Consider the following 21934-nt stretch of genomic DNA (forward strand, 5'->3'; position numbering starts at 1 on the left):
CTCCGCTTGAAACGAGAGAGCCTCTGATGCCCCCACCCTCGCCGCGTTCGGTCGCGGACCTGACCGGCGCCGTCCTGTCGGGCGCGCACGGGCCCGATCCCCGCGACCTGACCGTCACCAGCGCGTTCTGGCTCTACAACACCACCCGGCTCGCCGGGAGCCAGGTCACCTACCACAACCACTACCTGCTGCTCCGGGTCGGGCCCACGTTCGGCGCCTGCTCGTTCGAGGCCGGGGAGCTCGCGCCCGGCTTCTGCGAGAAGGCGTCGGGAGAGTCCCTCGACACCCTGCTCGGGAACGAGTCGCCGCTCGTCCGCACCGCCGCCCTCGACGCGTACCTCGGGCACGTCCGGCCGCATCGCGACGCGCCGGACGCCGAGCGGGTCACGCTGCCCCTCGGGACGCCGGAGGTACGGGCCGCGGCGCGCGACGCCGCCGTGGCCGGGCTCCTCGACATCGAGCCCGGCGACCGGGTGGCCCTCATCGGCGTGGTCAACCCGCTCGTCGCCGCGATCCGCGACCGGGGCGGCGTCTGCCTGCCCTGCGACCTGAACCTGCGCGAGACCCAGTGGGGCGAGCCGGTCACCGACGACATGACCGAGGTGCTCGCGGACGCGGACGCCGTCGTGGCGACCGGGATGACCCTGAGCAACGGCACGTTCGACCTCGTCCTCCGGCACTGCCGCGAACGGGACGTGCCGCTGGTGGTGTACGCGCAGACGGGCGGCGCGGTGGCCCGCGCGTTCCTGTCCTCAGGGGTCACCGCGCTGTCGGCGGAGCCGTTCCCGTTCTCGCAGTTCAGCGCGGACCCGACCACCCTCTACCGCTATCGCGCGGCCGGGGCGGGGCGATGAGCGCCGGCGTCCGGGGCTCCGCGGCCGAGCCGATGCCCGGCGACCTGCGGATGGCGCGGACGTTGTGGCCGGTGCTGCTGGCCTCCGCGGTCGGGCTGCTGCCGTTCACCGTGTTCAGCACTTTTCTGGTGCCGATCGCGGACGAGGCGGGCGGCGGCGTCGCGGCGGTCGGCGGGTTCCGCGGGCTCGGCGGGCTGGCCGCGCTGCTGGTGGGCACGGCCCTCGCCCCGCTGATCGACCGCGTCTCCAGGGAACGGGCGGCGGGCTTCGGCCTGGTGGCCCTGGCGTTCTCGGCGGCGCTCGGAGCCGCCGGCGACTTCGTCCTGCTCGCGGTCTTCTGCCTGCTGGTCGGCGCCAGCACGGCCGTCCTGAACCCGGCGCTCACGGCCGCCGCCGCGGACACGTTCAGCTCGGGCGGCCTCGCGGGCAGGGCCGCGGACGGTGACGCGGGCAGGGCCGCGGAGGGCGCCGCGGGCAGGGCCGCGGAGGGCGCGGCGGGCCGGGCGGCGGGCCGGGCGGCGACGCTCGTGACGGCGACCCAGTCGCTGACCGCCATGCTCGCGGCGCCGGTCGTGGCGCTGCCGGCGCTGCTGTGGGGCTGGCAGGGCGACCTGCTCGCGGTGGCCGCCGGCGCCCTCCTCCTCGCCGCCGTCTTCCTGACGCGCAGGCCGCCGGACGGCGCGACGGCCGAGGGCGGAGACTCCGCGCCCAGGCTCGGCTACCTCGCCTCGTTCAGGACGCTCGGAGCCGTCCCCGGCGTCGTGCCCCTGCTGCTGATCGCCTTCCTGCGCACGGCCGTCTTCATGGGGTACCTGGCCTACCTCGCGGCGTTCTACGACGCCAGGTTCGGTCTCGGCCCCGGGACGTTCGCGCTGGTCTGGACGCTGAGCGGCGCGGCGTTCTTCGTCAGCAACCTGCTCACCGGGCGGTTCACCAACGCCGACGCCCCCCGTGTCGCCACCGAACGCCTGCTCGGCATCGGCCTGGTCGCCGCGCTGGCCTCGGTCACCGGCTTCTACCTCACGCACTGGCTGCCGCTGGCCCTGGCGCTGACGTCGCTGCACGCGGCGAGCCACGCGGTCGTGGCGGCCGCCGTGGTCAGCCTCCTGGTCCGGCGCACGGACACGCTGCGCGGCGCCGCGCTGAGCGTCAACGCGGCGGGCATGAGCCTCGGCGTCTTCGCGGGCGCGGCCCTCGGCGGGGCCGGGCTCGGACTGGCGGGCTACCCGGGGGTCGCCGTGGTGTTCGGCGCCCTGGTCGTCATGGCGCTGGGCGCCGCCGTCCTGGTCTCCCGTTCGGGGTCGGCATGAGGCGCCTGCTCGCCTCCCGCCGTGGGCTGGTCACCGCCTGCGTGCTGCTCGCCGTCCTGCTGCTCGGCTCGGTGATCGTGGCGATCGGGCTCGGGACCGCCGTGATCACCCCGCGCGAGACCGCCCGCCACCTGTGGGCGGCGCTGAGCGGCGGGCACATCCGGGCGGACGAGATCACGACCTACCAGATCATCTGGCAGATCCGCGCGCCCCGCGTGGTGCTGGCGGCGCTCGTCGGGGCCGGGCTGAGCGCGGCCGGGGTCGCCATCCAGGCGCTGGTGCGCAACGCGCTGGCCGACCCGTTCGTGCTCGGCGTCTCGTCGGGCGCGTCGGTCGGCGCGGTGGCCGTCACGGTCACCGGCGGGCTGGCCGCCCTCGGCGTCTACGCGGTCTCGGCCGGCGCGTTCGCCGGTGCGCTGGTGGCGTCGGTGCTGGTGTACGGGGTCTCGGCGCGCGGGGGAGCGGTCGCCCCGCTGCGGCTCGTCCTGACCGGCGTGGCCATGGCGCTCGGCTTCCAGGCGGTGATGAGCCTCATCGTCTACTTCGCGCCCGACAGCGAGGCGACCGGCCTGGTCCTCTACTGGACGATGGGCGGGTTCGGCGCCGCGAGCTGGGGCGCGCTGCCCGTCGTGGCCGTGACCGTGCTGGCCGGGGTGGTCCTGCTCCACCGTTCCAGCCGGGCGATGGACGTCATGGCGCTCGGCGACGAGACCGCGGTGAGCCTCGGGGTCGCCCCCGACCGGCACCGCCGGGCCCTGCTGGTCCTGGTCTCCCTGGTCACCGGGGTGATGGTCGCGGTCAGCGGCGCCATCAGCTTCGTCGGCCTGGTCATCCCGCATCTCGTCCGCATGGTGACCGGCGCCGCGCACGCCCGCGTCCTGGCCGTCGCCCCGCTGATCGGCGCGATCTTCATGGTCTGGGTCGACCTGGTGTCCCGGACGCTCGTGGCCCCGCGCGAACTGCCCATCGGCGTCATCACCGCGCTCGTCGGCGTCCCGGTGTTCGTGACCCTGATGCGGCGCCGCGCCTATCTCTTCGGAGGCCGCTGACATGTCTGTTCGAAGGGCTGTGGCATGGACCTGACCCTGGACGGCCTCACGGTCGTGACCGACGGGCGCACCCTGGTGGACGACCTGTCCCTCAAGGCCGGCGACGGCCAGGTCGTCGGCCTGGTGGGGCCGAACGGCAGTGGCAAGTCCACCGCCCTGCGCTGCGTCTACCGCGCCCTGCGCCCCACGGCGGGCGTCGTCCGGGTGGGCGGCGACGACCTGTCGCGATGGCCCGTCCGCCGCAGCGCCCAGACCATCGCGGCCGCCACCCAGGACGCCGCCGTCGACCTCGACTTCACCGTCGCCGAGGTCGTCGCGCTCGGCCGGGCGCCGCACCTGCGCGGCAACCGGCCGCTGAGCGCGCGCGAACGCGACCTCTGCGACCGGATGATGGACCTGCTCGACGTGCGCCACCTCGCCGGGCGCGGCGTCCTCACGCTCTCGGGCGGGGAACGCCAGCGCGTCTTCCTGGCCCGCGCGCTCGTCCAGGAGCCCCGGATCCTGGTGCTGGACGAGCCCACCAACCACCTCGACGTACGCCACCAGGTCGGGCTGCTCTCGCTGCTGCGCGACCTGGAACGCACCGTCCTGGTCGTCCTGCACGACCTCAACCTCGCCGCGGCCGCCTGCGACCGGCTCGGCGTACTCGCCGGCGGGCGCCTGGTCGCCGGCGGCGACCCCGCGGAGATCCTCACTCCGCGCCTGATCCACGACGTGTTCGGCGTGACCGCCACCGTCGTCCGACATCCCGGCACCGGGGTGCCTCAGCTTCTCTATTCGATGAAAGGCCCGTGACGTGCCGCTGCCCAGCCGAACCCGCCGAACCTCCCCGATCTCCCGGCCCTCCCCGATCTCCCCGGTCTCGCGGCCCTCCCCGGTCTCGCGGCCCTTCCGGGCGTCCCGCGCCTTCCGGGCGTCCGCGCTCGCCTCCTCCGCGCTCACCGCGACGTTCGTGCTGACCGCCTGCGGCGCCGACGTGGACGAGGCCGCCGCCACCGGCAGGACCACCGTCGAACGTTGCGGCGAGCCGGTCGGGTACAGCGTGCCGCGGCGGGCGGTCGCCTACGAGGCCGGCAGCGCCGACAAGCTCTTCAGCCTCGGCCTGACCTCGCACGTGCACGGGTACGTGATGCCGCCGGCCAACCCGCCCGTGTCCGAGTCGCCCTGGGCGGCCGACTACGCCAAGGTGCGGATGCTGAGCGACGACCTGCTCAACAAGGAGGTCGTCGTGGAGGCCAAGGCCGACCTCGTGGTGGCGGGCTGGAAGTCGGGCTTCAGCGACCAGCGCGGCATCACCCCGGCGATCCTGGACAAGCTCGGGATCCAGAGCTTCATGCACACCGAGAGCTGCTTCAACTATCCCGGCCACCCGGTGCGCGTCACCCCGTTCGAGGCGCTCTACAGCGACCTCCAGCGGCTCGGCCGGATCTTCAAGGTCGAGGACCGCGCCACCCGGGTCGTGGCCGGCCTGAAGCAGCGCGCCGCGGCCGTCCGGGCCAGGGCGCCGAAGGGCGAGCCCGTGCCGGTCTTCCTGTACGACTCGGGCACCGACCAGCCGTTCACCGCGGGCGCCCAGGTCCCGCCCACCGACATCATCGGCGGCGCGGGCGGGCGCAACGTCTTCGCCGGGCTCGACCAGCGCTGGACGCAGGTCACCTGGGAGGCCGTCGCCAAGGCGGCCCCCGAGGTCGTCATCATCCTCGACTACGGCGACCTGCCCGCCCAGAAGAAGATCGACTTCCTCAGGTCGTCCCCCCGGACGCGCGAGCTGCCCGCCGTGAGGAAGGGCAACTTCTTCGTCCTCGACTACAACGAGGGGATCAGCGGGCCGCGCAACATCGACGGGCTGGAGAAGTTCGGCGCCTACCTGCGCGAGCTCACCACCCGTTGAGGTGGAACACCTCGTCGAGCGGCGCGCGCGGTGCGGGCCTGAACGTGTCGCCGGTGTAGTAGGCGGTGGGGATCAGGACGCCCTGCCGCACGTCGCCGGGCAGGCCGAGCAGCTCGGCGACCTCGTTCTCGTACGCCAGGTGCAGGGTCGTCCAGGCGGTGCCGAGGCCGCGGGCGCGCGCCGCGAGCATGTAGCTCCAGGCCGCCGGCAGCAGCGAACCCCACAGGCTCGCCTGGCTGCCCTCGGGCAGCGCGCCGGTGGGCAGCCTGATGCAGCCGAGCACAAGGACCGGGACCTCGCCCATGTGGTCGGCCAGGTGGAGCGAGCTGTCGCCGACGCGCCGCTGCGTCGCCGCCCGGTCCGGGTCGTCCTTGTACAGGGACGCGGCGGACCGCCCCGACCGGTAGTAGGTGTCGAGCGAACGCCGGTAGTAGTCGGCGATGCGCTCGCGGAGCTCGGGCTCGGTGATGGCGATCCAGTGCCAGCCCTGGCGGTTGCTGCCGCTCGGCGCCTGGAGGGCGATCTCCAGGCATTCGCGGACGAGTTCCAGCGGCACCGGGCGGGTGAGGTCCAGCCGCTTGCGGACCGTGCGGGTGGTGGTGAGCAGTTCGTCCGGGCCGAGCGGTGACGTGGTCATGGGGGTCATCGTCGCGCGGTCCGGTATCCGGGAGGAAACCGGGCCCTCGGTTAACGTCCCGGCGACGGGCGGCGGACGGAACGCCGGCCACGGACGACAGGGGCGTCACCATGAGCAGGATCGTTGTTTTCGGTGCCGGCGGGCGAGCGGGGAGGACGGCCGTCGCGGAGGCCCTCCGCCGGGGTCACACCGTCACCGCCGTGGTCCGCGACCCCGCCTCCCACCAGGACCTCGCCGAGCTGGACGCGGCGGGCACCTCAGGGCCGGGCGGAACGGCGGGCTCGGACACGGACACTGGCGCGGACACGGGCGCGGGCGCGGGCGCGGCGGCGGGCGGCGGGCTCTCCGTCGTGGCCGGTGACGTGCTGGACGCGGCGTCCGTCGCCAAGGCGGCGGCGGGGACCGACGCGGCGATCGTCGCGGCGGCCGATCTGAGCATCCCGGCGCGCGACTTCTTCGGCCGCGCGGCGCGGGCCGTCGGCACCGGCCTGGCGGAGGCGGGCGTGCGGCGGGTGGTGTACGTGGGGATCGCGTCCCTGCTGCCCGGGAAGGACGGGGTGGCGCTGCTGGACGATCCCGGCTTCCCCGCCGAGCACCGGGAGTTCTCCCTGGGGCACGCGGCCGGCCTGGAGGCGCTGCGCGAGACCTCGCTGGACTGGCTCTACATCAGCCCGGCGGGCGACTTCGACCACGACGGCGAGCGGGCCGGGTCGTACCGGCTCACCGACCACGGCGACTGGGAGAGCCGGCTGAGCTACCCCGACTTCGCGATCGCGCTGCTGGACGAGATCGACGAGCCCGCGCACCGGGGCGTGCACCTCGCCATCACGTCGTGACCTCGGTCCGGCCGTCCAGGATCGCGGCCAGGTCGTCCGGAACGGGCATGACGGTCATCAGGCCGACGCTCGTGCGCCCGGTGTTGCCGGCCGGCGCGCGGCCCATCAGCGAGCCGGGGCCGCCGACCACAAGCCGGACGACCTGGCCGAACGCCTCGGCGCGGTCGCGGCAACGCACGGCGAGCACCAGCATGTGCCAGTGGGCGCGGGTGTGCGCCCACGCCCACGGCTGGGACAGGACGTGCGCACGTTCGAGCGCCGTCCACATCGCGTCGAGGTCGGTGGACGCGCGGGCCGCGGCGAGTTCGGCCTCGAAGGCGGCGCGGACGGCGGGCGGCATGGAAGTGGCCATGCCCCGAGCTTCACCCGGCGGCGGGCACGGCGCTTGAACGAACCTGCTGGACCGGCGCCCGGCCCGCGTCGGGTGCCCGGCCGCGTCAGTCCGGCGCGGGGACGAACTCCGACGGGGTGATGCCGAACATCCGCTTGCAGATGCGGCTGAGGTGCGCGCCATCGGCGAAGCCCGCGCCGTGGGCGGCCTCGGTCACCGAGGCGCCGGACATGACGAGCTCGGCCGCGCGTTGCAGCCGCAGCCACTGCACGTACGGCCTGATCGGCAGACCGACCTCCTCGCGGAAGAGGTGGGACAGGCGGCTCTCGGAGAGGTTCACCTCGCGGGCCAGGTCGGCCAGCCGGATCGGCGGGCCTTCGAGCCTGCCGGGCAGCCTCCGCAGCGTGCGCGCGACGGCCGGGTGGCGCACCTCGATCTCGCGCCTGGCCGGGAGCAGCCCGAGCATGTCCTCGGCCGGGCCGAGCGTCGCACCGGCGCGTTCCCAGCCCGCCACCGCGTCGTGCGGCGCCGGCCGCGACGCGAGCTCGCGGCCCTGCGCCGACTCGGGGTCCAGGTGCACCATCAGCGCGTCGGCCACGCCGTCGAGGACCTCGTGCGGGACGTCCGGCGGGACGACGGCGGCGCGGCAGCCGAGCCGACCGCCCGCCGCGTCGCCCAGGACGAACTCGCCCCGCCGCGCGATGAGGATCTGCACGGAGTGATGCGCGTGCCGCCCCGTGGTGCCGACCGCCCCGGTGTAGACGAGCAACCCCGGACGCACCGCGATGGCACCGCTCCAGACGCTCACGCGCCCAGGCTAGCCAGGTGTACCGCCTGTGCAGTGCTTCTAGTCGCTCTTTACACTTCTGGCCGCCCTTTCCATCTAGCCGCCCTTTACATCTAGCCGCCCTTTACATCTAGCCGCCCTTTTCCGGGTGCCACGACGCCTAGTCGCTCTTTCCGGGCGCCCCGGCGCGGCGCAGGGCGGTCACGATCATCGACGAGAGCCGTTCGACCGTGGTGACGCCGGTGGCCATCGCGGGGCTGCCGTTGCCGCAGACCGCGACGAGGAAGTCGTGGTGGCGTCCCCGGACGCGGCCGACGCTGTTGACCGCCCAGCCCGACCCCTGGTGGCGCAGCGGCGTCCAGCCGTTCTTGACCGCGACCTTCTCGCCGCGGCGGGCGGCGGCGCTCACGCCCCACGCCTGGCTCGCCTCGACCGACTCCATCAGCTTGAGCGCGTAGCGGCGGTTCGCGGCGTTCAGCGGGCTCGGGCCGGTGGCGAGGGCGCGGAGCAGCCGCACCTGGTCGGCCGGCGAGGTGCCGGACGCGCCCCACCGGGTCGGGTACGGCTCGGTGTCGCGGAGCTCGAAGGCCCGGTTGAGGCGGGTGAGGCCGGGCCCGCGGCCGACCCGCGCGTACAGGGCGTCGGCGGCTGTGTTGTCGCTGTGCCGGATCATGCGTGCGGCCAGCGCGCGGTCGCCGGCGGTGAGGCGCTTCCCGGCGCGCTGACGCTGGAGGAGGAAACCCGCGAGCACGTTCACCTTCATGACGCTCGCGGTGACGAAGCGGCGCCGCTCGCCGTACCCGAAGTTCCGGCCCGTCCGCAGGTCGGTGACCATCACCCCGGCACGGCCCGGCCGCCCCGAAAGGTAGCGCGCGACCGCCCGGCGCAACGTCCCGGATTCGAGCCGCGCGGGCGACGCCGGCGCCTTGTGCGCCTCGGCCGGTCGCGTGGCCCGCGCCGGGCCGTTCGCGCTCAGGTGCTGCCGGGCCGCCGCGCCGGGCGCCGGGCCCGGTGCGGCGCCGCACCCGGCCGCCGCGGACACGGCCAGGGCGAGGCAGGTCAGCCTTCGTCGCATCGATCCCCCCGAAGCGTGCGACGAGCGACCGCCCGGCCGCTCTGATCATGATCATCGGCGTACCCCCTGGCTCATGATCGAAGCCAGGCGGTGGCCGGCGGGACCCCGGGCGCTGAGATCATGGACGGATGGCGGCGGGCATCTACCTCATCACCGGGATCCAGGCGGCCGGGAAGTCGACCGTGGCGCAGGCGCTCGCCGAACGGCTCCCGCGGTCGGCGCACGTCCGGGGCGACACGTTCCGCCGTTTCGTGGTGAACGGGCGCGCCGACATGAGCGCGGACCCGTCGGACGAGGCCCTCGCGCAGTTGCGGCTGCGCCACGGCCTGGCCGCGGCCGCCGCCGACGCCTACGCGGAGGCCGGGTTCACCGCGGTGCTCCAGGACGTGATCCTCGGCGAGTTCCTGCCGTGGACGATCGAACGGATCCAGGCCAGGCCTCTGTACGTGGTCGTCCTGGCGCCGCGGCCCGACGCCGTCGCGGCGCGCGAGGAGGGCCGGGCCAAGCGGGCCTACGGCGCGTTCACGGTGGACGACCTCGACGGCGTGCTGCGCTCGGAGACCCCGCGGATCGGGTTGTGGCTGGACAGCTCGGACCTCACCGTCGCGGAGACCGCGGACACGATCCTCGCCCAGGCCGAGCCGTATGAGCCGCACAATGCGGGCGGACCAGACGAGCCGAGCGAGCCGAGCGAGCTGGGCGGGCCGTACGAGCCGGGCGGGCCGTACGAGCCGGGCAGGCCTTAAGAAGCGAGCCAGGCGGGCGGGCCGCACGAGTCGTACGAGGCGGGCGGGTCATACGAGGCGAGTGAGCCGAGCGGGTCATACAAGGCGTACGTGGCGGCCGAGCCGGGCGGCCGTGCGGGCCGTGCGGGCTCGGGGTCTGATCAGACGGGGAGGCGGGCCGGGCAGCCGGGCTCGCAGCGTTCGGAGTGCCGGGCGACCCGGCGGGAGAACGAGGTGAGCAGGCGGTTGATGACGAACCGGACGGCCGGGGCACTGCCGGGGATCTTGGGCTCGAAGCTCGCCTTCCAGCGGATCAGGGTGTTCGAGCCCTGCGGCTCCAGCGTGACGTCCGCGCGGTAGTCGCGGACGGGCAGCCCCGCGGTCGCGACGTAGGCGTAGTGCCGCGGCGGGTCGTACGCCACGACCTCCTCGCGGGCGGGCCCGATCGCGCGCACCGCGCCGACGCCGTTGGGCGTGTCGGTGCCCGCGCGTTCGCGGCGCGCCTTGGACGGGAACCGGCCCCATTCGCTCCACGCCTCGGCGACGGCCAGATGCTTGAAGATCTCCTCGGGCGGCGCGCTGGAGACGGCGGTGGCTTCGATCTCGTACGGCATGGACGCTCCCGGGTCGTGATCACCGCACCGTAGCCACGTCGGTACCGCCGCGACAAGCCACCAGACCGGATGTGGGCGGTGTTACAGGGCGAGAACGGGTGTCAGAGGGCGAGAACGGACGCGAGCAGCCGTTCCTGGAACCGTTCGACGTCGCTGCCCACCAGGACCTTGACCGGGCGGCGGAGGTCGTCGGCCCGCGGCTGGGCGCGGGCGTCCCAGACGGTGGTGCCCCGGGTGAGCTCGCCGCGCAGCTCGACGCGGACGGGCCGTTCGACGTACCGGCCCAGGTCCGGCTCGGGGATGACCATGGCGGCCAGCGCGTCGTGGACGACGCAGCCGCGGCGCTTGAGGATCGGCTCGTAGGAGTCGACGTAGAACTCCAGGATGCGGCTGGCGAACCGGGCGGGGTCGGAGCCGTGCGCGGCCAGCCGGTCGAGCCAGGGGCCCTCCACCGCGGTCGGGTGGGTGGCGTCCAGCGGGACGAGCACCACCGGCCAGTCGGCGGCGAAGACCAGCTCGGCGGCCTCCGGGTCGTGCCAGATGTTGGCCTCGGCGTGCGTGGTGATGTTGCCGGGGTGGTCGAACGCGCCGCCCATGACCACGACCTCTCGGATCAGGCCGGGCAGGTCGGGGGCCTGGAGGAGCGCGGTGCCGAGGTTGGTGAGCGGGCCGATCGCCAGCAGGGTCAGCTCGCCGGGGTGCTCGCGGGCCAGCCGGACGATCTGCGCCGCGGCGGTCTCGGTGGTGGGCACGGCGCGCGGCGCGGGCGGATGGGTGCCGCCGAGACCGTCCGGACCGTGGAAGTCCAGCGCGTAGTGCACGTCCTGGGCCATCGGGCGATGCGCGCCGATCGCCACCGGAACGCCCTCGACGCCGGCCAGCTCGAGGACGCGCAGCGTGTTGAGGGCGCCGGACTCGGGGTCGATGTTGCCGTGCACGGTGCCCACCGCGACCAGCTCGGCCTCGCCGGCGCGGACGAGGGAGGCCAGGTAGAGGAGCGTTATGGCGTCGTCGATGCCGGTGTCGCAGTCGAGAAGGATCTTGGGCATGGGGGGTCGCCTCTCCCGCGGGTGATCGTTCGCGGGAGGAGGTTATCCGCAAATCAGGCGGTATTGACCACCTGGAAGGATTCCGCGAGGGAACCCTCGGGCAGCCCGCCGGCCGCCGCGTTGGACGACAACCAGCCGCGCAACATGCCTTCGAGCTCGCCCTCGCCCATGTGGGCGGTCTGGGTGGCGTGGCACCTGAGCGCGGCGAGCTTGCGCTCGAAGTGGGCGGTGATGTCGACGTAGCGGTTGAGGGTGGGGCCGCCGACGATCCAGACCTCGCGGGCCGTCCAGGCCTCCAGGCCCTCCTCCAGGAGCTCGGGGAAGGCGTACGGGTTGCGCGCGTCGGGGTAGACCGCGTCGAGCGCCGCCGCGCCGACCGCCCGGTGGTCGGGGTGGCTCGGGTAGATCCGCTCGTAGTCGCGCTCCGGGCTCGGCATCACGACCCGGTCGGGCCGCACCTGCCGGATCACCCTGGCGATGTCGCGGCGCAGGCCGAGCGTGGCCTCCACCCGGCCGTCCGGGTAGCCGAGGAAGCGCACGTCGTCGACGCCCACGCACTTGGCGGCCGAACGTTGCTCGTCGCGGCGCAGCACGGCCATCTCCGCGCGGGTGATCCCGTCGTCGAAACCGCCCGCGTCGCCGTCGGTGACCATGAGGTACGCGACCTCGACGCCCTGCTCCGTCCAGCCCGCGATCGTCCCGGCCACACCGAAGTCGACGTCGTCGGGGTGCGCCATCACCACGAGAACGCGCCGTACGTCTCCATCTGTAGTCACGATTTCAACAATAAGCGGAGCCGCCGACGATTCGTATAAGGCGGATTCCGTATCGAGCCGATCGGGTTCGGTATCGAGCCGATCGGGCGGATTGGGCCTGGGACGGGCGTCCGGGCCGGGGTAGAGCAGAGGCATGCGCAAACTCATCAACGCCCCAGCTGACGTCGTCGCCGACGCGCTGAGCGGCCTGGCCGCGGCGCATCCGTCCCTGCGAGTCGATCCCGAGACCCGGATCATCGTGCGCGGGGACGCGCCGCGTGCCGGGAAGGTGGGCCTGGTGTCGGGCGGCGGCTCCGGGCACGAACCCCTGCACGGCGGTTTCGTCGGGTACGGGATGCTCGACGCGGCGGCGCCGGGAGAGGTCTTCACCTCGCCGGTGCCCGACCAGATCCTCGCCGCGACCACGGCGGTGAGCGGCGGCGCCGGCGTGGTCCATCTGGTGAAGAACTACACCGGTGACGTCCTCAACTTCCGCATGGCCGCCGAACTGGCCGACGACGAGGACATCGAGGTGGCGTCGGTCCTGGTCGACGACGACGTCGCCGTCGAGGACAGCACGTTCACCGCGGGACGGCGCGGCACCGGCGCCACGCTGTTCGTGGAGAAGATCGCAGGGGCCCGCGCGGAGGAGGGCGGCTCGCTGGCCGAGGTCGCAGCCGTCGCCCGCGAGGTCAACGAGCGCAGCCGCTCGTTCGGTGTGGCGCTGTCGCCGTGCACGGTGCCCGCGGCGGGCGAGCCCACGTTCGAGCTGGGCGAGGACGAGATCGAGCTCGGCATCGGCATCCACGGCGAGCCCGGCCGGGAACGCGCCAAGGCCATGACCGCGGCCGAGATCGTCGACGCCGCGCTGTCGGCGATCACCGCCGACATGCCGCTGTCCGGCGCCGAGGTGCTGGTGCTCATGAACGGCATGGGCGGCACCCCGCTGATCGAGCAGTACGTGGCGTACGGGGCGGCCGCGGGCTGGCTGGCCGACCACGGCGCGATCGTCGCCCGCACGCTGGTCGGGCCGTACGTGACCAGCCTGGAGATGGCCGGCTGCATGATCTCGGTGTGCCGGCTCACCCCGGAGCTGACCCGCCTGTGGGACGCCCCGGTCGAGACCCCGGCCCTCCGGTGGGGCCGGTGAACGGGCCCGAGATCGCGGAGTTCGTCCGCCGGGCGGCCGCGTCGGTCACCACGGAGGCCGAGCGGCTGACCCGGCTGGACGCGGCGATCGGCGACGGCGACCACGGCCTCAACCTGAGCCGCGGTTTCGCCGCCGCCGTCGGCGCGCTGCCCGCCGGCGGCCCGCCGGGCAAAGTCCTCATCGCGGCCGGGCGGGCGATCGTGTCCAAGACCGGCGGCGCGTCCGGGCCCCTCTACGGGACGGCGCTGCGCCGCGCGGGCAAGGCCTGCGGCGACGCCGACGACATCGACGCAGCCCTGCTCGGCGCCGCGCTGCGCGCAGCCCTGGAGGGCGTTCAGGAGCTGGGGCAGGCGGCCGAGGGCGACAAGACGATGGTGGACGCCCTCGCTCCGGCCGTCCGGGCGTACGACGAGGCGCTGGCCGGCGGGAATGGACTGGCCGACTGCGCGCGGGCGGCGGCCGAGGCGGGCCGCGAGGGCGCCGACGCGACCGTGCCGATGCAGGCGCGCAAGGGCCGGGCGAGCTACCTGGGGCCGCGCAGCGTGGGCCACCTCGACCCGGGCGCGGCGTCCACCGCGCTCATCCTGGCCGCGCTGGCCGACGTCGCCGAGGGGAGGGCCTGACGTGGTCGGGATCGTGATCATCTCGCACAGCCGGACGCTCGCCGAGGGGGCCGCCGAGGTCGCCCGGACCATGGGCGTGGGCAAGGCGGTGGTCGAGACCGCCGGGGGCGACGCCGACGGCGGGCTGGGCACCAGCCTCGACCTCGTCGAACGCGCGGCGCGGGCCGCCGACGACGGCGACGGCGTCGTCCTGCTCGCCGACCTCGGCAGCTCGGTGCTCAGCGCCAAGCTCTACGTCGAGGACGCCGACGGCGTCGCCGTCCTGGCCGACGCCCCGCTCGTCGAGGGCGCGGTCGCGGCGGCGTCCATGGCCGCCACCGGAGCCCCCCTGGACGCCGTGGTGGCCGCCGCCGAGTCGGCCCGCGACCACCGCAAAACCTGACCGGCGGGCGCTCGCCCGCCTCAGGGGACCCAAGCCGCCCAGGCCCGCGCCGTCGTCAGAGGCCGGAGGGGCTTGGGGGCTTGGGGGGCCGGCCGCCTTGGGGCGGGGCGGCGGGCTCCTGGGGGCCTCGCAGGAGGATGGTCAGGGGCTCGTCGAGGGCCGGTGGGTGCTCGCCCTCGACGTCGAAGACCCGGTGCTCGCCGTCCGGGCCGTCCACCGTGATGCGGTAGGCGGGCAGGTCCGCGCCGATCTCGCCGGGCCGGGCGGCCTCCTCGGCGACGGAGAGCGACTCCACCGCGTGCCGGATCTTCTTGGCCTCTGGCTCGGACAGGTCGGCGGTGTCGTACATCGCGACCATGACCTGGTCGCCCGCGAAACCGCCGGTGCTCTCGATCTTGACCTGCATCTGTCATCGCCTCCCGGGGCCGGCGCCGATGCCGGGCCCTCCGGTCGTCGTGCCCGCCATTGGACACGACGACCGGAATCCGGAGAGATCTTTTGGACGTTTTCCGCCGGCCCGCCTACTTGTTGAAGGCCCGGCGCAGCTCGTCCAGTTCCTCCCGCAGGATGTCGTCGTTGTCGAGCGAGCCCCGCTGGTTGAGCTTCTCGGCGTCGATGGCCTGGAATTCGGGCATCTGCATGGTGCCGCAGCACCGCGAACGGTCCTGCTCGGCGCGCAGGCTCGCCGAGTGCTCGTCGTGCATGGACACCTCGGTGACGTCCTGGCCGTCGCCGGTGTAGTCGGCGTCGGTCATGTTGAGCCGGCCGCTCATCAGGTCGGTGAGCGGCGTCGACACGGTGGTGATCTCACGGACGGCGAAGCGGTTGCGGATGAACGTCCGGTAGTTGGCCGGGTCGCCCTGGCTGCCGGAGATCTGCAACATCTTGTTGGCGACGTCCACGAACGTGGCGCCGGTGGCGGGGGCCGCGACGATGCCGTCGAACAGCAGCTTGGCGAGCTTGTGCGCGACCTCGATGAGCACCATCGCCGGGTCCTTGGTCTTGCGCTGCCGGTTGCGCTCGAACGCGAAGATGTCGGCCAGCACGTCGTAGATCGCGCCGGTGAACACCTGCGAGACCGCGTGCACCTCGTTGCTGACCTGGCTCAGCTTGAGGTCGTTGTCGGCGTTGCGCAGGCCGAAGTCCTTGCCCAGCGCGGCGCCGAACTCCTCGGCCATCGCGGGCAGGAACGACTTGTCGTGCAGGTTGGCGCGGGTGAGCGCGATCAGCGCCTCCGCCTGGTCCGGCTGGGCCAGCGCGAGGAAGATCGCGGTGAGGTCGCCGAACGCCTCGTGGATGCCGCCGGTCTGCGGCGGGTTGCCGGCGCCGAGCCAGCCCGGCTTGAGCCCGTCCAGCACCGCGTGGCCCATCTCGTGCGCGGCGATGTCGAACGAGCGGCAGGTGAAGACCTCGGGGCGCGACGGCGGGCCCTGCGGCACGAAGTGCAGGAACTTCAGCACCTTGGCGGTGCGGCTGTAGAAGGCGTTGGCGCCGACGCCCGCGCGCGGGTGCACGGTGATGCGCTCGGTGTTGCCGCCCACGTTCCAGGCGAACGGGATGGGGTTGCCGCCGTTGTGGCGTTCCCACATGGCCAGCGTCGCCCGGACGACCGCGAAGCTGTGCGCGCAGTCGAACTCGGGGGTGTTGGGGGTGAAGATGAAGTCGCCGTTGACGTTGCGCGCCACCGGTGTCGTGCCCTGGAGCAGCGTCGTGACGCGGGCGTCCGTGGGCCCGTTCAGCACGACGGTCGGGATGAAGACCGCGCGCACGCCGAGCTGGGTGACCGACGGGTCCTGCTTGTAGATCAGAGCGCGATGGCCGGTCACGACCGGCACCGGGATCGGCACCGGACGCGGGACCGGCTGTGGGGCGGCGGGCATCGCCGCACCCTCGATGCGCAGCTGGGGCGGGATCATCTCGATCCGCGCCTCGGGCACCTCGAGCTCCTGAGCGCGTCGCTGCGCTTCCTGCTGGCGTTGTGTCTCCTGCGGGTGGATCATCCTTGTTCCACCTTCCCGTCACTCGGCGTGGGCCCCGGCTGGCCCAGCGCGATCCGGGGCGGACATGGCAGGCCGAAGCCACGAAATGGTGGGGGTCCGGGCCAGCGTACGCGCCGCCCTCTGCGGATTACGCTCCGCCTGTCAGGGAGGTCAGTCAAGGCCTGGAAAAGGGCCCGGCGACCCTATCTCCGGTTTCGGACTGGTGATCTCTCGTCGCGGTGCGTGTCGGGCGTGCGGGACGTGTTTGTCGGTCCCTGGCTCTAGACTCGCTCGTGATGTCGAAGACCGATGCGCACCCCCTTCTCGAGGGCCTCAACCCGCAGCAGCGCGCCGCCGTCGTGCACGCCGGCGGCCCCCTGCTGATCGTCGCCGGTGCAGGCTCGGGCAAGACCCGGGTGCTCAGCCACCGCATCGCCCACCTGCTGGGCGAGCGTGACGTGCACCCCGGCCAGATCCTGGCGATCACCTTCACCAACAAGGCCGCGGCCGAGATGAAGGAGCGCGTCGACGCCCTGGTCGGCCCGCGTTCCCGCGCGATGTGGGTGATGACCTTCCACTCGGCGTGCGTGCGCATCCTGCGCCGCGAGGCCAAGCGGCTCGGCTTCCCGTCCTCGTTCTCGATCTACGACCAGGCCGACGCGCAGCGGCTGATGGCGCTGGTCTGCCGCGAGCTCGACCTGGACCCCAAGCGTTACCCGCCCCGGTCGTTCTCGACGCAGGTGAGCAACCTCAAGAACGAGCTCATCGACTACGAGTCCTACAAGGCGCGCGCCTCCACGCACATGGAGCAGACGCTCGCCGAGGCCTACGAGATGTACCAGGCGCGCCTGATGCAGGCCGGCGCGATGGACTTCGACGACCTGATCATGCTGACGGTCAACCTGCTCCAGGTCTTCCCCGAGGCCGCCGAGCACTACCGGCGGCGGTTCCGGCACGTCCTGGTCGACGAATACCAGGACACCAACCACGCGCAGTACGAGCTGGTGCGCGAGCTGACCGCGCCGGTCGAGGGCATCGGCGCCGCCGAGCTCTGCGTGGTCGGTGACGCCGACCAGTCGATCTACGCGTTCCGCGGTGCGACCATCCGCAACATCCTGGAGTTCGAGCGCGACTACCCGGAGGCCACCACGATCCTGCTGGAGCAGAACTACCGCTCCACGCAGACGATCCTGACGGCGGCCAACGCGGTGATCGAGCGCAACGCCGACCGCAAGCCCAAGAAGCTCTGGTCCGACCAGGGCGAGGGACACAAGATCATCGGCTATGTCGCCGACAACGAGCACGACGAGGCCGCGTTCGTCGCGCACGAGGTCGACAAGCTCACCGACAACGGCGACGCCCGGCCCGGCGACGTCGCGATCTTCTACCGCACCAACGCCCAGTCGCGTGTGTTCGAAGAGGTGTTCATCCGCGTCGGCCTGCCCTACAAGGTCGTCGGCGGCGTGCGCTTCTACGAGCGCAAGGAGGTCCGCGACCTGCTCGCGTACCTGCGCGTGCTCGGCAACCCCGAAGACACCGTGTCGCTGCGGCGCATCCTCAACGTGCCCAAGCGCGGCATCGGCGACCGTGCCGAGGCCTGCGTCGAGGCGTACGCCGCCCGCGAGCGCATCTCGTTCTGGCAGGCCCTCCGCAGGCCCGAGGACGTGCCCGGCATGGCCACCCGCTCGATCAACGCCGTCCGCGAGTTCGTGACGCTCCTGGACGAGCTGGCGGCCGCCGCCGAGACCGCGACCCCGGGCGAGCTGGTCGAGCAGATCCTCCTCAAGAGCGGCTACCTGGCCGAGCTCCAGGCGTCCAAGGACCCGCAGGACGAGACCCGCATCGAAAACCTCCAGGAGTTCGAGGCCGTCGCCCGCGAGTTCGAGGAACGCCTCGAAGGCGAGTCGGCCGAGGGCAAGCTGGTCGAATTCCTCGAGCAGGTCGCGCTCGTCGCCGACGCCGACTCGATCCCCGGCGGCGCCAAGAGCGCCCCGATCCCGCCCGGCGAGCAGCCCGACGAGACCGACCAGGGCGTCGTGACCCTGATGACCCTGCACACCGCCAAGGGACTGGAGTTCCCGGTCGTCTTCCTGACGGGCATGGAGGACGGCGTCTTCCCGCACCTGCGCGCGATGAGCAACCCCAAGGAGCTCGAAGAGGAGCGCCGGCTCGCCTACGTCGGCATCACCCGGGCCCGCCAGCGCCTCTACGTGTCGCGCGCGACGATGCGCAGCTCGTGGGGTGCGCCGCAGGTCAACCCGCCCTCCCGCTTCCTGGGCGAGGTCCCGTCCAACCTGGTCGACTGGGAGCGCGAGGCGTCCTCGACGTCCAGCACCCCGGCGATGGCCCGCATGGCGGCACGTCCCGGCGTGCGTTCGCCGGGCAACCGCGTCGTCCCGAGCCTGTCGCCCGGCGACAAGGTCACGCACGACTCGTTCGGCCTCGGCACCGTCGTCACCGTCGACGGCGCCGGCGACAAGGCCGCCGCCAGCATCGACTTCGGCGGCGAGTACGGCGTCAAGCGCCTCGTTCTGCGCTACGCCCCGGTCGAAAAGCTCTAGATTCGCCCGATAAATCCGCTCCGTAATCAACTCTTAACTCAGCGTGTGAACCTGTCTCGGGGCTCAGGCGTCTCACTAGGAGACGTCCACCTCCCCGGGAGCACATCGATGAGACCTGCCCACGAACGCAGCTGGCACCAGGAGCAACACCGGGCCTTCGTGGACCGCTGGGCCCAGGACGACGCCGACCGCCGCCGTCGCGGCGACGACCCCAACGGGGGCGGCATCCTGCAACTGATGATCCTCATGACCGTCGTCGCCGTGGGCCTGGTCGCCGCGCGCCACTACGGCTACTCGCTCTCCGACCTCTGGCACGAGATCGAGCTCTGGCTGGGCGCCGCGTAATTCGGATGCGCCGCCGCCCGTCCGGCTGCCACGATCCGACCATGGAGATCTCCGTCCACAACCCGTCCGAAGGCATCTATCCCGCCACCGACTGGGCGCACGCCATCGAGGTACGCAACGCGGAGCGCACCGTCTACGTCGCCGGAACGATGGGCCTCGACCCCACCGGCACCCCGGCCCCCACCCTCGACGAGCAGCTGGACCTGATCTGGTCCAACCTCCGCACGATCCTCGCCTCCGCGGGCATGACCGTGGACAACATCGTCCGCGTCACCAGCTACCTGCGCGACGCCTCGTACGCCGAGGCCAACATGAACGCCCGCCTCAAGGCGCTCGGCGGCCGGGTCGTCCCCACCACCGCCATCGTCGCCGAGACCCTCACCCCCGACTGGCTGGTGGAGATCGAGGTCATCGCCGCCGCCTGACCCCCGCCCTGAACGCCCGGCCGTCCCCGCCCGGCGCAGGCCCCGGACGCCCGGTGCCGTGGCGTTTTGTCGCCACGGACCGGCTTCCCCCGACCCGTCGTCGTGGGTGATCGCCATAATCGCCGTCATGGGAAATCCGGCGCTGAGCACCCTCCTGAACTTCGTCCCACCACCCGAGTCCCCCTACGTCGGCGAACGCGGCTGGGAAGCGATCTTCGCGGAGGTGGGCACCCGGCTGCCGAGCGAATACGTGGATCTGATCGACCAGTACGGCGCCGGGATGTGGGCGGGCTGGCTGCGGTTCCGCCCGCCGGGGCGGTCGGGACGGCACGGCATGCCGAGGTTCTCCGCGAGGGCCCGCGACGGGTACCGCCAGCTGCGCGAAGATGATGACGAAGGGGAGTTTCCCCTTGCGGTGTGGCCGGAGCCGGGCGGCTTCCTGCCGGTGGCCGATACCGCGCACGGCGACTGTCTGGGCTGGCTGACCGAGGGCGAGGACCCGGAGTCCTGGCCGCTGATCTTCTGGCCCCGGTACAACGACCAGGGCCCACCGCTGACCTGTGGTCTCGCCGACGTGATCTACGCACTGCTCATCGGCGACTACGAGAAGTTCGGCTTCCCCGCCGGCGAGGAGGAGGACGAGGACGACCCGGAGCCCCGGCAGCCCGACTTCCAGCCGTCCACCGCCGCCAGTTACGACCGGCATGAGTAGCCGCGGTCGCCGGCGCCTGTGGCGGGAGGCCGGACCGAGGTCCAGCGCCGGTATCCCGCTCCGTCCGTGTGTCCTGGGCTGTGCTCCATGAACGATGAGCAGCTGGTGGCGGACGCCCACAGGCTCATGTCGGCCTTCGACGTCGACCTGACCTGTGACGAGGCCGGGCACCCGGACGGGCACGCCTGCCTGGCGATCTCCGAGACCACGGACCTGGACAGCCTGGTGAGGACGTTCAGCCGGCGGAACGGGGCTTCATGGGCGGACATCCCCGATCTGCCCTTCGGTGACTGGACACACGCCTGGGTGCGATTCCGGCGGATGGTCCTGCTCGGACGGGCCCCCTCCGGGCGGCCGCTCATGGCCGTCACGGAGCGGAACCTGCCGAGCCCGGACGAACTGCCGCCGGAGCCGTCGTGGCTGGAACGCCTGGTCGCGATCACCGGCGGCGCACCGTCACCGGTGCCCGCACCCGACTGGACCGCGATCGAGTCACGCTTGGGGGTGCCCGTCCCGAGCGACTACAAGCGGCTCGTCGAGACGTTCGGCTGCGACGGCATGTTCGACCTGTTCTTTCGCGTCTTCGATCCGGACGAGCTGATCCTGAACGCCGATGACGGGAGTTCGCTGGACGACGAGCACCCGCCCTTCCCTGCCCCGGGCTCGCTGCTTCCCTGGTCGAACAACGAACACCAGGAGTGGTTCTTCTGGATCACCGAAGGGCGCGACCCCGACCGGTGGCCCCTCTACGCCATCGACAGTCTCGGCGCGGGAAGCCGTTTCGAGTGCACGGCGACGGAGTTCCTGTTCCGCCAGATGACCGATCCGGATCACCCCTTCTTCTCTCAGGCTGACCACGTCCGCGGACACTGGTTCCTGAAGTACGTCCGACCGGAAACCTGACACGCACCCGGGCGCCCGCAGCGGGGCGTGTCGACAAAGTGACAAGTGCCCTCGTCGCCATGGAGACGTCGATACCCTGCATGATCTCTGGGAGAGACGGTCTCGTTCGTGCAGGAGGAATCGCGCTGATGTTGCCCGAGCCGCGAAGCTCGACCGAGGCGGCGGACGTCGCGCGGGTCGAGGCCGTCCTCGGCGGCCCTGACCCGTGGGATCGGGGCACGCCGCTCCACCTCACCGCGTCCGCGCTGATCGTCCACCCGCCGTCGCGTCGCGTTCTCCTGCGCTGGCACACGCACATCCAGGCCTGGCTTCAGGTGGGCGGCCACGCCGACCCCGGCGAGACCGACCCGCTGAAGATCGCGCTGCGCGAGGGCGAGGAGGAGACCGGCCTCACCGACCTGCGCCCGCTCTCCGCCGAGCCGCTCCACCTGGTGATCGTTCCGGTGCCCGAGTCCCCGCGCGAGCCCGCCCACGAGCACGCCGACCTGCGCTTCGTTCTGGCGACGAACACTCCGGACGAGGTCCGTCCCGAGAAGCCGGACGCGCCCCTCCGCTGGCTCACGTTCCCCGAGGCCCACAAGCCGACCACCGAGGCCAACCTCCGCGAGACCCTGCGCCGGGCCGAGGGTCTCCTTGTCGCCTAGATGATCGATTCAAGGGCGAGGGTGCGCCGTGTGGCTGGTCGCTGGCTGCCAGCGCGACGCACGCAGGCACGCAGTCCTGAGCACGCGCATCGAGCACGCGCATCGAGCACGCGCATCGAGCACGCGCATCGAGCACGCGCATCGAGCACGCGCATCGAGCACGCGCGGAGCGCGCACGGGAGGCACGCGCACGAGAGGCCCCGCGCACGAGAGGCCCCGCGCACGAGAGGCCCCGCGCACGAGAGGCCCCGCGCACGAGAGGCCCCGCGCACGAGAGGCCCCGCGCACGAGAGGCCC

25 protein-coding genes are annotated in these 21934 nt (G+C 72.9%); 16 read left to right on the top strand and 9 right to left on the bottom strand.

Annotated features, from left to right (window positions below):
- The first annotated feature begins 26 nt into the window (after nucleotides 1-26).
- The 5 genes from ABZ810_RS39915 (at nucleotide 27) to ABZ810_RS39935 (ending at nucleotide 5104) form a co-directional block, all read left to right on the top strand.
- Nucleotides 27-854, top strand: a complete 828-nt coding sequence (locus ABZ810_RS39915; RefSeq protein ID WP_358412107.1) for a DUF364 domain-containing protein — start codon at nucleotides 27-29, stop codon at nucleotides 852-854.
- Nucleotides 851-2164, top strand: a complete 1314-nt coding sequence (locus ABZ810_RS39920) for an MFS transporter (RefSeq protein WP_358412108.1) — start codon at nucleotides 851-853, stop codon at nucleotides 2162-2164. Before ABZ810_RS39915 ends, ABZ810_RS39920 begins: the two co-directional genes overlap by 4 nt.
- Nucleotides 2161-3213, top strand: coding sequence for an iron ABC transporter permease (locus ABZ810_RS39925; RefSeq protein WP_358412109.1), 1053 nt, complete (start codon nucleotides 2161-2163; stop codon nucleotides 3211-3213). Before ABZ810_RS39920 ends, ABZ810_RS39925 begins: the two co-directional genes overlap by 4 nt.
- A gap of 24 nt (nucleotides 3214-3237) precedes the next feature.
- On the top strand, nucleotides 3238-4008 hold the full coding sequence (locus tag ABZ810_RS39930; RefSeq protein WP_358412110.1) for an ABC transporter ATP-binding protein: 771 nt from the start codon (nucleotides 3238-3240) through the stop codon (nucleotides 4006-4008).
- A gap of 157 nt (nucleotides 4009-4165) precedes the next feature.
- Nucleotides 4166-5104: an ABC transporter substrate-binding protein gene (locus ABZ810_RS39935; RefSeq protein ID WP_358412138.1), complete on the top strand. Its 939-nt coding sequence runs from the start codon at nucleotides 4166-4168 to the stop codon at nucleotides 5102-5104.
- Here the strand turns inward: ABZ810_RS39935 and ABZ810_RS39940 are convergent.
- On the bottom strand, nucleotides 5091-5741 hold the full coding sequence (locus tag ABZ810_RS39940) for a nitroreductase family protein (protein WP_358412111.1): 651 nt from the start codon (nucleotides 5739-5741) through the stop codon (nucleotides 5091-5093). The two genes, ABZ810_RS39935 and ABZ810_RS39940, sit on opposite strands and share 14 nt — an antisense overlap.
- 110 nt (nucleotides 5742-5851) lie before the next feature.
- Between ABZ810_RS39940 and ABZ810_RS39945 the strand changes: the two genes are divergently transcribed.
- On the top strand, nucleotides 5852-6577 hold the full coding sequence (locus ABZ810_RS39945; RefSeq protein WP_358412112.1) for an NAD(P)H-binding protein: 726 nt from the start codon (nucleotides 5852-5854) through the stop codon (nucleotides 6575-6577).
- Here the strand turns inward: ABZ810_RS39945 and ABZ810_RS39950 are convergent.
- From ABZ810_RS39950 to ABZ810_RS39960, 3 genes are all read right to left on the bottom strand, one after another.
- Nucleotides 6567-6929, bottom strand: a complete 363-nt coding sequence (locus tag ABZ810_RS39950; protein WP_358412113.1) for a DUF3703 domain-containing protein — start codon at nucleotides 6927-6929, stop codon at nucleotides 6567-6569. The two genes, ABZ810_RS39945 and ABZ810_RS39950, sit on opposite strands and share 11 nt — an antisense overlap.
- An 85-nt stretch (nucleotides 6930-7014) precedes the next feature.
- A complete protein-coding gene (locus ABZ810_RS39955; RefSeq protein WP_358412114.1) occupies nucleotides 7015-7716 on the bottom strand; it encodes a helix-turn-helix transcriptional regulator in 702 nt (233 codons plus the stop codon).
- A gap of 139 nt (nucleotides 7717-7855) precedes the next feature.
- Nucleotides 7856-8770 carry a serine hydrolase gene (locus tag ABZ810_RS39960; RefSeq protein WP_358412115.1) on the bottom strand — a complete coding sequence of 305 codons (915 nt, stop codon included), beginning with the start codon at nucleotides 8768-8770 and terminating at the stop codon, nucleotides 7856-7858.
- 128 nt (nucleotides 8771-8898) lie between these two features.
- Between ABZ810_RS39960 and ABZ810_RS39965 the strand changes: the two genes are divergently transcribed.
- Complete coding sequence (locus ABZ810_RS39965; protein WP_358412116.1) at nucleotides 8899-9516, top strand: AAA family ATPase; 618 nt, start codon at nucleotides 8899-8901, stop codon at nucleotides 9514-9516.
- Between the two features lie 140 nt (nucleotides 9517-9656).
- Here the strand turns inward: ABZ810_RS39965 and ABZ810_RS39970 are convergent, their stop codons facing one another.
- The 3 genes from ABZ810_RS39970 to ABZ810_RS39980 form a co-directional block, all read right to left on the bottom strand.
- The gene (locus tag ABZ810_RS39970; RefSeq protein ID WP_358412117.1) at nucleotides 9657-10109 is read right to left on the bottom strand and encodes an SRPBCC family protein; all 453 of its coding nucleotides are present in this window, start codon (nucleotides 10107-10109) and stop codon (nucleotides 9657-9659) included.
- Between the two features lie 101 nt (nucleotides 10110-10210).
- Nucleotides 10211-11158, bottom strand: a complete 948-nt coding sequence (locus ABZ810_RS39975; RefSeq protein ID WP_358412118.1) for a nucleoside hydrolase — start codon at nucleotides 11156-11158, stop codon at nucleotides 10211-10213.
- A gap of 53 nt (nucleotides 11159-11211) precedes the next feature.
- A complete protein-coding gene (locus ABZ810_RS39980; protein WP_358412139.1) occupies nucleotides 11212-11895 on the bottom strand; it encodes a PIG-L deacetylase family protein in 684 nt (227 codons plus the stop codon).
- Between the two features lie 172 nt (nucleotides 11896-12067).
- Here ABZ810_RS39980 and dhaK point away from each other — a divergent pair, with 172 nt between their 5' ends.
- From dhaK to ABZ810_RS39995, 3 genes are read left to right on the top strand one after another with little or no spacing between them, the layout of a single operon-like run.
- Complete coding sequence (gene dhaK / locus ABZ810_RS39985; protein WP_358412119.1) at nucleotides 12068-13063, top strand: dihydroxyacetone kinase subunit DhaK; 996 nt, start codon at nucleotides 12068-12070, stop codon at nucleotides 13061-13063.
- Complete coding sequence (dhaL, locus tag ABZ810_RS39990) at nucleotides 13060-13686, top strand: dihydroxyacetone kinase subunit DhaL (RefSeq protein WP_358412120.1); 627 nt, start codon at nucleotides 13060-13062, stop codon at nucleotides 13684-13686. Before dhaK ends, dhaL begins: the two co-directional genes overlap by 4 nt.
- Before the next feature lies 1 nt (nucleotide 13687).
- Nucleotides 13688-14068 (top strand): phosphoenolpyruvate--protein phosphotransferase, encoded by a 381-nt coding sequence (locus ABZ810_RS39995; RefSeq protein ID WP_358412121.1) that lies wholly within the window; start codon nucleotides 13688-13690, stop codon nucleotides 14066-14068.
- 55 nt (nucleotides 14069-14123) lie between these two features.
- Here ABZ810_RS39995 and ABZ810_RS40000 read toward each other — a convergent pair whose 3' ends face one another.
- Entirely contained in the window at nucleotides 14124-14474 is a 351-nt protein-coding gene (locus ABZ810_RS40000; RefSeq protein ID WP_358412122.1) for a protealysin inhibitor emfourin, read from the bottom strand.
- A gap of 115 nt (nucleotides 14475-14589) precedes the next feature.
- A complete protein-coding gene (locus tag ABZ810_RS40005) occupies nucleotides 14590-16068 on the bottom strand; it encodes a hypothetical protein (protein ID WP_358412123.1) in 1479 nt (492 codons plus the stop codon).
- Nucleotides 16069-16343: 275 nt separating this feature from the next.
- Here ABZ810_RS40005 and pcrA point away from each other — a divergent pair, with 275 nt between their 5' ends.
- The 6 genes from pcrA to ABZ810_RS40035 all read left to right on the top strand — a co-directional run bounded on the left by pcrA (nucleotide 16344) and on the right by ABZ810_RS40035 (nucleotide 21637).
- Nucleotides 16344-18608, top strand: coding sequence for a DNA helicase PcrA (pcrA, locus tag ABZ810_RS40010; protein ID WP_358412124.1), 2265 nt, complete (start codon nucleotides 16344-16346; stop codon nucleotides 18606-18608).
- Nucleotides 18609-18716: 108 nt separating this feature from the next.
- Nucleotides 18717-18953: a hypothetical protein gene (locus ABZ810_RS40015; protein WP_358412125.1), complete on the top strand. Its 237-nt coding sequence runs from the start codon at nucleotides 18717-18719 to the stop codon at nucleotides 18951-18953.
- Nucleotides 18954-18994: 41 nt separating this feature from the next.
- Nucleotides 18995-19378 carry a RidA family protein gene (locus tag ABZ810_RS40020; protein WP_358412126.1) on the top strand — a complete coding sequence of 128 codons (384 nt, stop codon included), beginning with the start codon at nucleotides 18995-18997 and terminating at the stop codon, nucleotides 19376-19378.
- Between the two features lie 127 nt (nucleotides 19379-19505).
- Nucleotides 19506-20090 carry a hypothetical protein gene (locus ABZ810_RS40025; protein WP_358412127.1) on the top strand — a complete coding sequence of 195 codons (585 nt, stop codon included), beginning with the start codon at nucleotides 19506-19508 and terminating at the stop codon, nucleotides 20088-20090.
- Between the two features lie 87 nt (nucleotides 20091-20177).
- Nucleotides 20178-20993, top strand: a complete 816-nt coding sequence (locus tag ABZ810_RS40030; RefSeq protein WP_358412128.1) for a hypothetical protein — start codon at nucleotides 20178-20180, stop codon at nucleotides 20991-20993.
- Between the two features lie 128 nt (nucleotides 20994-21121).
- The gene (locus ABZ810_RS40035; RefSeq protein WP_358412129.1) at nucleotides 21122-21637 is read left to right on the top strand and encodes an NUDIX domain-containing protein; all 516 of its coding nucleotides are present in this window, start codon (nucleotides 21122-21124) and stop codon (nucleotides 21635-21637) included.
- Nucleotides 21638-21934: the final 297 nt, after the last annotated feature.

The organism is Spirillospora sp. NPDC047279 (genome assembly GCF_040643285.1).
Classification (GTDB): domain Bacteria; phylum Actinomycetota; class Actinomycetes; order Streptosporangiales; family Streptosporangiaceae; genus Spirillospora.

Bases quoted from the DNA above. Each gene is read 5' to 3' on its own strand.
- ABZ810_RS40020 (WP_358412126.1), top strand. From the start codon at position 18,995: ATGGAGATCTCCGTCCACAACCCGTCCGAAGGCATCTATCCCGCCACC.
- ABZ810_RS39975 (WP_358412118.1), bottom strand. From the start codon at position 11,158: ATGCCCAAGATCCTTCTCGACTGCGACACCGGCATCGACGACGCCATA.
- ABZ810_RS40015 (WP_358412125.1), top strand. From the start codon at position 18,717: ATGAGACCTGCCCACGAACGCAGCTGGCACCAGGAGCAACACCGGGCC.
- ABZ810_RS39945 (WP_358412112.1), top strand. From the start codon at position 5,852: ATGAGCAGGATCGTTGTTTTCGGTGCCGGCGGGCGAGCGGGGAGGACG.
- ABZ810_RS39950 (WP_358412113.1), bottom strand. From the start codon at position 6,929: ATGGCCACTTCCATGCCGCCCGCCGTCCGCGCCGCCTTCGAGGCCGAA.
- ABZ810_RS40025 (WP_358412127.1), top strand. From the start codon at position 19,506: ATGGGAAATCCGGCGCTGAGCACCCTCCTGAACTTCGTCCCACCACCC.
- ABZ810_RS39960 (WP_358412115.1), bottom strand. From the start codon at position 8,770: ATGCGACGAAGGCTGACCTGCCTCGCCCTGGCCGTGTCCGCGGCGGCC.
- ABZ810_RS39965 (WP_358412116.1), top strand. From the start codon at position 8,899: ATGGCGGCGGGCATCTACCTCATCACCGGGATCCAGGCGGCCGGGAAG.
- ABZ810_RS39980 (WP_358412139.1), bottom strand. From the start codon at position 11,895: ATGGCGCACCCCGACGACGTCGACTTCGGTGTGGCCGGGACGATCGCG.
- pcrA (WP_358412124.1), top strand. From the start codon at position 16,344: ATGTCGAAGACCGATGCGCACCCCCTTCTCGAGGGCCTCAACCCGCAG.
- ABZ810_RS40035 (WP_358412129.1), top strand. From the start codon at position 21,122: ATGTTGCCCGAGCCGCGAAGCTCGACCGAGGCGGCGGACGTCGCGCGG.
- ABZ810_RS40000 (WP_358412122.1), bottom strand. From the start codon at position 14,474: ATGCAGGTCAAGATCGAGAGCACCGGCGGTTTCGCGGGCGACCAGGTC.
- ABZ810_RS39915 (WP_358412107.1), top strand. From the start codon at position 27: ATGCCCCCACCCTCGCCGCGTTCGGTCGCGGACCTGACCGGCGCCGTC.
- ABZ810_RS39925 (WP_358412109.1), top strand. From the start codon at position 2,161: ATGAGGCGCCTGCTCGCCTCCCGCCGTGGGCTGGTCACCGCCTGCGTG.
- ABZ810_RS39930 (WP_358412110.1), top strand. From the start codon at position 3,238: ATGGACCTGACCCTGGACGGCCTCACGGTCGTGACCGACGGGCGCACC.
- ABZ810_RS39920 (WP_358412108.1), top strand. From the start codon at position 851: ATGAGCGCCGGCGTCCGGGGCTCCGCGGCCGAGCCGATGCCCGGCGAC.
- ABZ810_RS40030 (WP_358412128.1), top strand. From the start codon at position 20,178: ATGAACGATGAGCAGCTGGTGGCGGACGCCCACAGGCTCATGTCGGCC.
- ABZ810_RS39940 (WP_358412111.1), bottom strand. From the start codon at position 5,741: ATGACCACGTCACCGCTCGGCCCGGACGAACTGCTCACCACCACCCGC.
- ABZ810_RS39970 (WP_358412117.1), bottom strand. From the start codon at position 10,109: ATGCCGTACGAGATCGAAGCCACCGCCGTCTCCAGCGCGCCGCCCGAG.
- ABZ810_RS40005 (WP_358412123.1), bottom strand. From the start codon at position 16,068: ATGATCCACCCGCAGGAGACACAACGCCAGCAGGAAGCGCAGCGACGC.
- dhaK (WP_358412119.1), top strand. From the start codon at position 12,068: ATGCGCAAACTCATCAACGCCCCAGCTGACGTCGTCGCCGACGCGCTG.